Genomic DNA, 11,798 nt, shown 5'->3' on the forward strand with positions numbered 1-11,798 from the left:
CCCTGATGACCTACTACCACAAGCACCAGCTGCGAACCCTGCGGGAGATCGTTCACCGCTGGGCACCGCCGAATGAAAACGACACCGACGCCTATGTCAGAAGCGTTTGCCAGCGCATCGGCCTGACCGAGAAACAGCGCCTGCCCATGGGCATCAGCCCATTACTGAACCCATTAATAAAAGCCCTGATCCATCACGAACTCGGATGCCAGCCTTACAGTGACTGGCTCATTGATACCGGCATCACCTGGGAAAAAGAAGGCGTACCCCACCGGATTATCCACTGAAACCAGCAAGCAAAAGCAAGGAACGCTTATGAGCTTCAACAAAATTGCCACCACCCTGGTCAACACCTTAACCGGCGGATTAGCTGACACATTATTCGACGCCGTAAAAACCTACTTTCCACCCGATATGACCCTGGAGCAAAAGGGCAAAATCTACATGGAGCTCCAGCGGTTAGAGCAGGAGAAACGCCATCAGGCCGACATGGCACTGATTAAGGCAGAGCAGACCCTGACCGAACGCATCAGCCAGCTGGAAGGCACCGCCAACGACCTCAAGACCCTGCCCATCATCGGCCATCTGATTCTATTTGCCCGAGGCTGCCAGCGCCCGATATGGGGCTTTTTCACTCTATACCTGGATTACCAGTGGTTCACCCAGTGGCAACTTTCCGAGCAGCAGCAGTCCGCCCTGATCGTGATCAACTTATTAGTCCTTGGTTTTCTATTCGGTGAGCGAGCCATCAAGAACGTGGCACCGTACCTGATCCAGGCGGCACAGAACCGACAACGCTGAGTCTTGCACAGCCCAGCGGACGGTGGCGCTAATAACATCCGCAGACGTGCCAGCAACTCCTTTCCCAAAAAAAAATGCTGGTGAGCGTTGGCAGAGGACAAACTGCCTCACCAAAGCCGGGAGGTAAAAGGCCGCCTCCCGAACCTTCAAGCAATAAATACCAAGGCAAAACCATGGGACGAATACGAACAGTCAAACCGGAGTTATTCAGAAACGAAGATTTATACGATGCCTACAAAGAAACAGGGCTTCCTGTCAGAACGGCATTCATCGCTTTACTGACCGAGTGTGATAGAGAAGGACGATTTAAGTGGAAGCCGAGATCATTAAAAGTCGCCTGCCTTCCATTTGATGATATTGATATGGAACGCGTGCTTCACACGTTAAACACACGTGGATTCATTAAAAAATACAGCCACCAGAAAGACGGTAGAACGGAGTTTTTTGGGTACATTCCCAGCTTCAAAAAACACCAACATATCAACAATAAAGAAAAAGAGAGTTTCCTACCGGCTCCAGATGCCCCGGACTCAGCAATAATAGAGCCCCTGACGTGTCGATCACACGTAGACCACGCGACAGTTACACGTTCCATAGGGAAAGGAAAGGAAGGGAAGGGAAAGGAACAAGGAAAGGAACAAGTCTTAAAAGACCCTTGTCGAGTTGACACTCGACCCGACGAAGACGAGCAGACCGGTGAAGTGATTTTATCCGGTGAGTCGCTGCCAGAAAAAACCGATCCAAAAGCCAGGGCAAGCAGCCAGCAAAAACAGGCCAGAGCCATCGATGACATTTTCCAGTATTGGCAGACCATCATGGATCACCCCAACGCCAGGCTGGACGAGAAACGTCGGAAGCTGATCCGCAACGCCCTGAAAACCGGCTATGCCGTCAACGACCTGAAGACCGCCATCCTCGGCTGCAGCTACACACCCCACAACATGGGCGACAACGACCGTGGCCAGCGGTACGACGGCTTGCATGTGATTTTCAAAAACGCTGACCAGATCGACCGATTTATCCACAACGCTATGAACCAGGAGAGCATGGATGCGAACCGAGAAAACCACCAGCGTGGCAAGAACGGGCTCACCTTCCTCGACAGAGACCTCACCGGCACACTTGACGAACTCTGGGAAAAGTCATGACAGCCCGACGTTGCAGGAGAAAAAAATTGGGTATTTCTTCAACCGGCTCGGTCGGATTTACGGTTCAGCCTTCAAGGTTCAATACCCGAACGACAGAGCCCTGCATGAAGCCTATCAGGAGTGGGGACAGGACATCGCTGACCTGAACCGCCCCCAAATGGACGCCGGTTTTCAAAAGTTGCGCAGAGCCATGACCGACGACCCGCAGGCCTGGAAGTTCCCGAACATCGCTGCAGTGATCAACCTGTGCAAGCCAAAGCCGGAAGACTTCGGGATGCCAGACTTACACGACGCCTGGCTGGAAGTGCAGAACCACAGCCATGAGCACCTGCAGCACAGCTGGTCGCACCGGGCAGTATTTATCGCAGGCCAATATACCAAGTGGTTCGACATTCGCAACGCCACCAGTCCGGATGAGCAGCGCACCATGAAAAAGCGGTTTGAGAAGGAATACCAGCGAGTGGTCATGCGGATGTTCATCACCGGCAGCGAGCAGCCCGTGGAAGCCATCGAACACCAGAACGTGGAGCTGACCCCATTCGAGAAAAGCGTGCGCCATAACGACCAGATCCATCAACAGGTCATGGTGCAACAGGGAATTAATCCACAGGGCGGGCGGCGGCAGTACCTGAACCGCCTGAAAGCATTGGGCTTATCCACCGGCAACAGGGACGAATCATGAGCAAATGGCAGGACAGGATTGTCGGCCAGGGCAAAGAGAACCCCGAGCAGTTACTGGCCAACCCGCAGAACTGGCGCATTCACCCAAAGAGCCAGCAGGATGCTCTCAAGGGAGCCCTGGATGAGATCGGCTGGATTCAGCAGGTGATTGTGAACCAGAGAACCGGGCATCTGGTGGATGGCCACCTCAGGGTGGAGCTTTCCATGCGGGAAGGCGAAACCGAAGTGCCGGTGATTTACGTCGACCTGACCGAGGCAGAAGAAAAACTGGCACTGGCCACCATCGATCCCTTGTCGGCGATGGCAGAGACTGACCAGGCCATGCTGGACAGCTTGCTGGAAGGATTGGAGGTACAGAGCGATGACCTGAACGGCCTACTGGAAAGCCTCGCCTCCGGAGAGTTGCTGGACGAAGCCGAAGACGGATTGATCGATGACGACGCTTGTCCGGATCCCCAGAAGAAGACCCACAGCAAGCCCGGTGATATCTGGATTCTGGGAGCCCACCGGCTCATGTGCGGCGACAGTACCGACCCGCAGCAGGTAGAGCAGCTGGTTCAAGCCCAACAGATGGACATGGTATGGACCGACCCACCCTATAACGTGGATTACCAAGGGGGCACTGCCGCACAGTTAACAATTCAAAACGACAAAATGGGTGATACCCAGTTCAGATCATTTCTCCATGACTTATTCACAGTCGCCTGCTTGTGGACAAAACCGGGTGGCCCTATCTACGTAGCTCATGCTGACAGTGAGGGGATCAACTTCCGCAGCGCTCTGGTGGAAGGTGGCTTTCTGCTCAAACAATGCATTGTCTGGGTCAAGAATACCTTCACGCTGGGCAGGCAGGATTACAACTGGCAGCACGAACCGATCCTTTACGGCTGGAAGCCAGGCGCTGCTCACCAGTGGTACGGCGAATTCAACAAGTCCACAGTCTTCGATGAAGAACCCGACTTCAAGAACATGGATAAGTCGTCCTTGGTCAACTACTGCCGGCAGCTTCGCAATCAGCTGAACACCAGCGTGATCAAGGAAGACAAACCCTCTCGCTCGGCAGAGCGTCCCACCATGAAGCCGGTCAACTTGATTGTTCACATGATCCGCAACAGCAGTACCCGACAGAACACAGTGCTGGATTTATGCGGCGGCTCCGGCAGCACCCTTATCGCCTGCGAGAAGTTGAGAAGGCAAGCCCGGTTGATGGAAATTGATCCAGCCTACTGCGACGTGATTATCCGGCGGTGGCAGGCATTCACCGGGCAACAGGCAAAACACCAGAACGGCAAAGCATTCAAAGGATAACCAGCATGGCATGGAAGCAACGCATCACCGGCAGCGGCATGGAAAGCCCAGAAAAGCTGATGATGAACCCAGATAACTGGCGCAGACACCCACAGTCACAGCAAGCGGCAATGGAAGGCGTATTAGACGACCTTGGATGGATTCAGCAAGTGATCGTCAACCAGCGCACCGGGCGACTCATAGACGGACACCTGCGAGTGGAGCTGGCCAGAAAGCACAAAGCCAAGGAGGTGCCCGTTATTTACGTGGATTTAAGCGAAGCAGAAGAAAAGCTCGCCCTCGCTACCCTTGACCCCATCAGCGCCCTGGCAGAGACCGACGGCGACACACTTCAACAGTTATTAGGGCAGGTAGAAACCGACAACGACGCCCTACTGGCCATGTTGGACGATTTAGAGCCACCCACCGCCCCTGAAGACCACGACCCCACCAGCGAGCCAGCACCGGAAGACGCTATCCAGGGAGCGCCCGCCGTTAGCCAAAAGGGTGACGTTTGGCAGATCGGTGACCACCGGCTCATGTGCGGCGACAGCACCAACCCCGACCACGTGAAGCAACTGATGGACGGCCGAGAGGCTCGCCTTTGTTTTACCAGCCCGCCCTATGGCAACCAACGGGACTACACCACTGATGGCATTACGGACTGGGACAAATTGATGACCGGCGTATTTGGAGCAAGCACCATGGGCAGCGCCATGCACAAAAGCGGCCAGGTGTTAGTGAACCTCGGATTGATACACCACAAAAACGAGTGGCAACCCTACTGGTACAGCTGGCTGGAGTTCATGCGGATCGACGGCTGGCGACGGTTTGGTCTTTACGTATGGGATCAAGGCCCCGGTATGCCCGGCGATTGGGCAGGCCGACTGGCTCCCGCCTTTGAGTTAATTTTTCACTTCAACAAAGAGAAGCGCAAACCCAACAAGATCGTGCCCTGCGAGGGAGCCGGAGAGGTCAGCCACCAGAACGATGCCGGGGGTATTCGCAGTAACGATGGCGAGGTAGGCGGCTGGACGCATTCAGGGCAGCCCATACAGGACTACAAAATCCCCGACAGCGTTATCCGCCTCATGAGACAGAAAGGCAGCATCGGTGATGGCATAGACCATCCGGCCGTCTTCCCGGTCACCTTGCCACAGCACCTGATGGAAGCCTACACCCATGAAGGCGAAAGCTGCTATGAGCCGTTTAACGGTTCCGGCACCAGCCTGATCGCCGCCCAGAACAGTGGACGATGGATGCATTCAATGGAGCTGGCTCCCAAGTATTGCGACGTAGCACTGGAACGATTCAGACGCAAATTCCCAGAGGTAGAGATCACCCACCAGCAGACGGGCAAACCTCTGCAGACCCTTATCGAAGAAAAGCAGGAGGACGGGTGATGAATAGGGTACTTAGATATGGGACTAACGAACTATTGGGGGGGGGGGAACCATACAACTACAAATTTGTCGAAATTGAACTATCAATCGTAAAAGGTGATAAACACATGAATTTAACAGATTTCAATGCAAGTAGTGCAGTTTCAAACACTGAAGATAAGCCTCTCGATTTAAGGAAACAGGCTGTTATAGATCGAGCAAATCAAAGCTCAACGTCATTTTTCAGAGATGTAACAACTTCACAAGCGACTACAGTCCTTCAAGAAAAAGGGGGAGCAAGTAATGAGAGTCCCGTTACTTCAGACCGCAGCGAGAGAAAGTGCCAAGTAACCACACCAGAAAACCTGGTTGCTGGTAGGCAGAGTCCAATGCCTTCAGGATCAGGTCAGGCAGCACGTCACCCCTTCGAATTTTATTCCTTTGCTGGATTTTATGGTCAAACTCCACAGACTTATGACCAGCAGTACCAGCAGTACCAGCAGTACCAGCAGTACCAGCAGTACCAGCAGTACCAGCAGTACCAGCAGTACCAGCAGTCCAGTGAAGCAGCAGCGCCATTAAAAGACAGAAAGGTTTTTAAATGTAAATGGGAAGGTTGCGGGAAAGAATTTACAGACGGTAGTAATCGGTCAAGGCACATGCGACTTCATACTGGAGAGAAGCCATACAAATGCCGTTCTTGTGAATACGTTTCAATTTATTCAAGCCATATAAATTCCCATTTTAAGACAAAGCACTCGGAACAATCCCAGGATGGCCAAAAGTGGGTGCGTGTTCCTCAGCCAGATTCAACATCTAGGCCAACCCATACCAACCGCTCGACAATGGAATAGACCTCAACATTAGGTTCAAAAAGCATAAGGACATGAGCATGAACCCGTTTACCTACAACACCCTCCTCCAGAAAGAGACCGCTGATTATTGGAAGCACCCGACCAAAAAACGAGCGCCAAAATCTCAGCGGAAGAAAAAGCGAAAAGTGCAGAAAATCGCCCGTCGAGCGAGCCGGAAATAAGTTCGAAAACTGGAACGCATAAGGAGTGGAACGCCATGGCTATGGAAACCAGTAAAAAGCATATCAAAAACAAAGAGCTGCAACGCAAAGCACTGGAGCTCCGTACCCTGGGTCTTTCCTTTCAACAAATTGCAGACCAATTAAGCGTTTCAAAGAGTGTGGCATACCGCGCTGTAACCAAGGCTCTGGGTGAAGTCGAAGAAGAAACCCGACAGCTTGCCAAGTTGAACAAGACCCTGGATTTGCAGCGGCTGGATTGGATTATCCGGGAAGCCATGAAGCTGGCACTGAAAGGGGATTTGCAGGCAATGGACAGGATTATGAAAGCCATTGACCAGCGAGCCAAAATTTACGGCTTTGAAGCTCCAAAGAAGATCGCCCACACGACACCTGACGGTGAAGAACTGGCGAGCCAGGGCATCGTGGTGGTGCCCTCACCCATGGATTTAGAACAGTGGCTTGAGGAATACCAAACCAACAAGGACGAAGGATGATTACCGTTAAAACCCAACATTTTGTCATGACCTGTCAGGGCATAACACCTCAGGCAGCCCGAAATATTTTGAAACTGGCTGAAGGTATGACGCAACGCCAAATCGCCGCTGAAGAAGGCGTGACTCATCAGTGTATTGAGATACGACTAAGGGCTGCCAAGCAAGCCTTTAATGTCAAAACACCGATCCAGCTGGTTGCAAGATGCATGACCATGGGGCTGATTAAGGAGAGAAAAGAGCATGGCTAAGAAACCGGTTTACAGCATGACAGTCAGTCAGGCCAGGAATGACAAAAACAACTGGGCATTACATCTGTCAGAAGATCGTAATCAGGAGAAAGAAGAAACCATGGTGTTCTGCCAGTTTACCAGGCACCCCATGATGGACGAAGACAGTATGAACGAGATGATGGGTGAGCTTGCCCATATGATCGTTGCAAAGTATCACGACTACCAACAGCGGAAAAAAGAGGCGAACCGGCACGAAAAAATAGCCAAAGGTGTGGTGAAGGATTTTTTCAGTCGCATGAAGAAAGCGTGAGGCATGCGTGTCTGTCACCTGGTCACCCCAACCCGGCCCACAGACCGCCCTGCTCACCTGCCCTATTGAAGACATTCTCTATGGTGGTGCTCGGGGCGGAGGCAAGACCGACGGATTTTTGGGCAAGTGGCTGATGAGGTCACAGGTTTATGGCGGCAAGTGTAAGGGGTTGTTCGTCCGCCGCAGTATGCCAGAGCTTGATGAGGTGATAGGCCGAAGCCAGGAGATATTTACGCCATTAGGCGCCCTCTGGAAAGCGCAAAAGAGCACATGGGTTATGCCCAACGGGGCTATTTTAAGACTCCGCAGCTTGGAGCGTGACGCTGATGCGGGCAAGTACCAGGGACACAGCTACACCGATGTTTACATCGACGAAGGCGGCAACTTTCCCAATCCGGACCCCATCGACAAACTGAACGCCACCCTACGAAACCCTCACGGCATCCCCTCCAGTTTTAACGTGAGCGCAAACCCCGGCGGCCCGGGTCACGAATGGATTAAAAAGCGATACATTGACCCTGCTCCATTTGGTATGAAACCAGTAAAAGACGATACCAGCGAAGCAAAACGTATTTATATACCAAGCAGACTGGAAGACAACCGTCTGCTGATGGATGGCGATCCCGGCTACATAGCCCGCCTTAAAAAGTCAGGCCCACCGTGGCTGGTGCAGGCATGGCTCATGGGCGATTGGAACGCCACACCGGAAGGCGGCCTCATTAAAGCGCAGTGGTTCAAACGCTACAACGTACTGCCCTCGGAATTTTTAAGAGTTATTCAAAGTTGGGATACCGCCTATAAACCAGAACAGGTGAACGACCCGAGCGTCTGCACCACCTGGGGCGAAACCCGACACGGCTGGTATTTGTTGGACGTATTCAGGGAGCGCATGGAGTACCCGGCACTGAAACGGGCAGCAGCCAGCCTATACGAGGCATGGCGACCCCAAGGGGTATTGATTGAGGACAAGGGCAGCGGGCAGAGCTTGATACAGGAGCTGCGACAGGGCGTCGGGATGGGAAAGACCAAAGTCAGAATTCCCGTTATTCCCATCGACACCAAAGGCATTAACAAGGTAGACCGATTGATCGCCGTATCCAGCCTGTTTGAAGCCGGTATGGTTTACCTGCCCGAGGTATCACCGTGGACATTGGATTATGAAATAGAGATGACCATCTTTCCCCTCGCCCCCCACGACGATCAGGTGGACAGCACCAGCCAGTTTTTAAAGTGGGCCCATGAGAACAGCGCCAGCTTTGACCATGCTGCCAGCGGCAGGAAGCGAGTGGGCATGGCGGCAATGGACGACGGTCAGAGCATACAGAGCAACAAGGGCTACGGCAGTGTCCGAGGAAATAACGACTTCAGAGGCTATTAGCAGGGAGCGAAACGATGCCAGACAAGCCAACACTGGGTGAGATCGCCCAAGCCGACCACGGCATTCTGATGAGTAAAGCCTACACCCACATGCTGATGGAAAACCCGGACAGTGTCCTCCAGCAGCGAGGCCGGGACATGCGACTCTATGACGAGTTGCTACGGGACGACCAGGTGAAACCCTGCTTTCAGCAACGCAGACTGGCCGTGACCCAATCTGAGTGGGACGTGGAACCGGCCAGCGAGAGCAGTGAAGACAAAGCCGCAGCGGAATTTATTAAAGAGCAATTAAATAGCCGCAACTTTGATGACATTACTGACAAGATGCTGTTCGGCGTCTTTTACGGCTATTCAGTAGCTGAGTGTCTGTGGGCATACGACGGCAACAGAATTGTTATAGACGATATTAAGGTCAGAGACCGCAGCCGTTTTAAGTTTGATCTGGAAGGCAATCTGAGACTGATTAATATTCAGCATCCAAACGGCATGAAGCTACCAGAGAAAAAGTTCTGGGTATTCAGCGCTGGTGCCGACCACAGCGACAACCCCTATGGCATGGGGCTGGCGCATTACCTTTACTGGCCGACCTTTTTTAAGCGAAACGGCATTAAGTTCTGGCTGATATTTCTGGAAAAGTTCGGCATGCCCACTGCAGCGGCCAAACTTCCCCCCGGGCAGGCGCAAGACCCCATCGAGCGAGAGAAAGCCCTGCAGGCACTGGATGCCATACAAAGCGACAGCGGCGTGGTGATTCCCGACAACGTAGTCATCGAACTAATCGAAGCCGCCAGATCCGGCACCGCCGACTATGACGCTCTTTGTCAGCGTATGGACAAGGCGATCAGCAAGGTGATTCTCAGCCAGACCATGACTACAGATGATGGCAGCAGTCGCAGCCAGGCGGAGGTTCATCAAGAGGTTCAGGAAGCGGTAATTAAAAGCGATGCTGATCTGATTTGTGAGAGCTTCAACCAGCAAGTAGTTGCCTGGCTGACCGAATGGAATTTTCCCAACGCTACCCCGCCCCGAGTATGGCGAAAGACCGAGCCAGAAGAAGACCTGATGGCCAGGGCAGAACGGGACAACAAGATCAGTACCCTCGGCTATGAACCCACCGAAGACTATATCCGGGAAACCTATGGCGAGGGTTGGAAGAAGAAAGAAGCCAGTCCGTTACCACCCATGGGCGCAGGTGCACCAGAACTGCCTCCGGAGTTTTCTGAGATATCCACACTGACTCAAAAACGAGCCAATCACCGGGCAGATATGCAGTCACTGGTGGATGCTGCTGAGTATTTGGGTACCAAATACCAAACCATGTATGGCAAGCGGGTGGAGCAGCTGCTGAACTATTTGGAGGAAACCGATGATGTGGCTACCTTTCGGCAGAAATTAGTAGAGATGATGAAGGAGCCGCCTGCAGATGAGGCGGTGGAGACAGTTAGGAATGCTTCGTTTTTTGGGCGGTTGATGGGGTTGGTTTCTGGTGGTGCAAAATGAATGAACCCAGTGTTGAACTCATGGCTCTCGTTGATTAACGTTTCTGGAAAATATCGTTGCTGAAGGTCCGCTGAAAATATGTGGATCTCGGTATATAGAAATTTCAAATAACAAGGATGCAAAGCTTTTAATTTCGATACTATTAATAGTATTTTCCAATCCTAAAATGAGCCTGAAAAGAGCATAAGCCAGTGATTTCAGGCCTTTCGTTCAAATATGGTTTTAAATAGCGATTCTCTGGCGGACTGGAGTTGTTCAGCCGCCTCGTTATCGCTCATTGATTCAGCCTTTGACTCAAGTGCATGCGGCGGAGTTCCTTCCTTCAAATATTGTTCCCAATCAGGCAACGATTTCAGCTTTTCATAAGGTGTCATCATATTTTCATAATGGTACTTCTTTCTCTCTTTTCCTTTTGCGTCAGTAATGACCTCAGGGAAAAAGCAAGGTCTGTGAAAATTGATGTAAGGTGTCAGGTAGTTTTTATTGAACTCGTTCACTTCTGCAGCATGATGTTGGGGTATATGAGCATAGCCCAACATCTTCCTGACAATTGCACCATTTTTCGATTCAACAAGTGCATTGTCGTTTGTCTTGCGCGACCTGGATTTTGTGAACTTTATATGAAGACTGTCCAGTAAATCCGCTACACGGTAGTTGATGTATTCAGAACCATTATCTGAGTGGAAACCCTTTAATTTAAAGGGAAAGGTAGCCAATATCTCTTCAAGCACTGGTATCAGAAAGGTCTCATTGATTTGTTCAACCGAGCAGACCACCTGAAACTGGGTGACCTCATCTACTGCATTGATATGGTACAACCCTTTGACCTTATCCTGTTCCCCCTGATGAACAGTATCAATCCTGATAAAACCTGGCTGACCATCAGGCTGCGGTTTACGTCGAGTTCCGATAGCGCGTTTGACAGGTCGAGTGACGTTTTTATACTGACGGACGGTTTGGTATGCCTTTGACTGGCGCAAGTTGTAGAGGTGTGAAACCGAGATATCAGCCAATCGCTCATAACGGCAGTCACCACGCTGATAAGCCCGCTCACAGATCTTCTTTATAGTCGGGCCATTAAGCCCGTCATGAAGCCGATCAGTCTCTGCAAGAAGCCGAGTATCCGCCTTGGTATACCGAGACTTAAACCCATTGATTGTCCGCTGTTTACGCTTAAGGCAGCCTCGGGTGAGGTACGCCTTGATCAACCGGGTAATCTGGGCTCTGGAATAGCCTGAAGCAATCATTAAATATTGCTTGATTATTCCTTTTTCTGACTTGTTCAGATTACAGTATCGGAAATGCCTGAGAGTTGTTTCAATCCATTGATAACACTCATCTTTTGACTCCCAGCCTGGCTCTAAACTCGTCGTTGTCTGAAGTAGTTCCTTTACCTGCTTGAGCGTTTTAATAAGCCGTGTATTCATTACGCCATGTGCGACTTTTAGGTTTGCATAAGGAGACATGACTGAACCTGCTTTCTGCTATTAAAAGCAGTAAAAAGCAAAAAAGAAGGTTTCAGTCATGCCCGTTGAAGAGTTTATCACTACAG

The 11,798-nt window shown here is 51.5% G+C and carries 13 protein-coding genes and 1 pseudogene; 13 read left to right on the forward strand and 1 reads right to left on the reverse strand.

Annotation, left to right across the window (positions count from 1 at the left end; all coding sequences use genetic code 11):
- The 13 genes and pseudogenes from AK963_RS33360 to AK963_RS19700 form a co-directional block, all read left to right on the forward strand.
- Positions 1-287: pseudogene (locus AK963_RS33360) on the forward strand (hypothetical protein); the annotation flags it as partial.
- Positions 288-315: 28 nt separating this feature from the next.
- Positions 316-801 (forward strand): hypothetical protein, encoded by a 486-nt coding sequence (locus tag AK963_RS32265; RefSeq protein WP_066017135.1) that lies wholly within the window; start codon positions 316-318, stop codon positions 799-801.
- 173 nt (positions 802-974) lie between these two features.
- Positions 975-1,949: a hypothetical protein gene (locus tag AK963_RS19655; RefSeq protein ID WP_066017136.1), complete on the forward strand. Its 975-nt coding sequence runs from the start codon at positions 975-977 to the stop codon at positions 1,947-1,949.
- Positions 1,924-2,631 (forward strand): replication protein P, encoded by a 708-nt coding sequence (locus tag AK963_RS19660; RefSeq protein ID WP_139117536.1) that lies wholly within the window; start codon positions 1,924-1,926, stop codon positions 2,629-2,631. Before AK963_RS19655 ends, AK963_RS19660 begins: the two co-directional genes overlap by 26 nt.
- A complete protein-coding gene (locus tag AK963_RS19665) occupies positions 2,628-3,938 on the forward strand; it encodes a DNA modification methylase (RefSeq protein WP_083232782.1) in 1,311 nt (436 codons plus the stop codon). Before AK963_RS19660 ends, AK963_RS19665 begins: the two co-directional genes overlap by 4 nt.
- A gap of 5 nt (positions 3,939-3,943) precedes the next feature.
- Entirely contained in the window at positions 3,944-5,320 is a 1,377-nt protein-coding gene (locus AK963_RS19670) for a DNA modification methylase (protein ID WP_202969811.1), read from the forward strand.
- Positions 5,320-6,153, forward strand: a complete 834-nt coding sequence (locus AK963_RS33365; RefSeq protein WP_175404573.1) for a C2H2-type zinc finger protein — start codon at positions 5,320-5,322, stop codon at positions 6,151-6,153. Before AK963_RS19670 ends, AK963_RS33365 begins: the two co-directional genes overlap by 1 nt.
- A 38-nt stretch (positions 6,154-6,191) precedes the next feature.
- Positions 6,192-6,335 (forward strand): hypothetical protein, encoded by a 144-nt coding sequence (locus AK963_RS33370; protein WP_175404574.1) that lies wholly within the window; start codon positions 6,192-6,194, stop codon positions 6,333-6,335.
- A 35-nt stretch (positions 6,336-6,370) separates the two neighbouring features.
- Complete coding sequence (locus tag AK963_RS19680) at positions 6,371-6,829, forward strand: type I phosphoribosyltransferase (protein WP_083232783.1); 459 nt, start codon at positions 6,371-6,373, stop codon at positions 6,827-6,829.
- Positions 6,826-7,077 carry a helix-turn-helix transcriptional regulator gene (locus AK963_RS19685; protein ID WP_066017139.1) on the forward strand — a complete coding sequence of 84 codons (252 nt, stop codon included), beginning with the start codon at positions 6,826-6,828 and terminating at the stop codon, positions 7,075-7,077. Before AK963_RS19680 ends, AK963_RS19685 begins: the two co-directional genes overlap by 4 nt.
- Positions 7,070-7,369 (forward strand): hypothetical protein, encoded by a 300-nt coding sequence (locus AK963_RS19690; RefSeq protein ID WP_066017140.1) that lies wholly within the window; start codon positions 7,070-7,072, stop codon positions 7,367-7,369. Before AK963_RS19685 ends, AK963_RS19690 begins: the two co-directional genes overlap by 8 nt.
- Before the next feature lie 7 nt (positions 7,370-7,376).
- Positions 7,377-8,747, forward strand: coding sequence for a phage terminase large subunit (gene terL / locus AK963_RS19695; RefSeq protein ID WP_202969812.1), 1,371 nt, complete (start codon positions 7,377-7,379; stop codon positions 8,745-8,747).
- A 14-nt stretch (positions 8,748-8,761) separates the two neighbouring features.
- Positions 8,762-10,246 (forward strand): DUF935 domain-containing protein, encoded by a 1,485-nt coding sequence (locus tag AK963_RS19700; protein ID WP_083232784.1) that lies wholly within the window; start codon positions 8,762-8,764, stop codon positions 10,244-10,246.
- 197 nt (positions 10,247-10,443) lie between these two features.
- On the opposite strand, the gene AK963_RS19705 is transcribed toward AK963_RS19700, so the two are convergent.
- A complete protein-coding gene (locus AK963_RS19705; protein ID WP_202969813.1) occupies positions 10,444-11,712 on the reverse strand; it encodes an integrase catalytic domain-containing protein in 1,269 nt (422 codons plus the stop codon).
- Positions 11,713-11,798: the final 86 nt, after the last annotated feature.

This window comes from Endozoicomonas atrinae (assembly GCF_001647025.1).
Taxonomy (GTDB): Bacteria; Pseudomonadota; Gammaproteobacteria; order Pseudomonadales; family Endozoicomonadaceae; genus Endozoicomonas; species Endozoicomonas atrinae.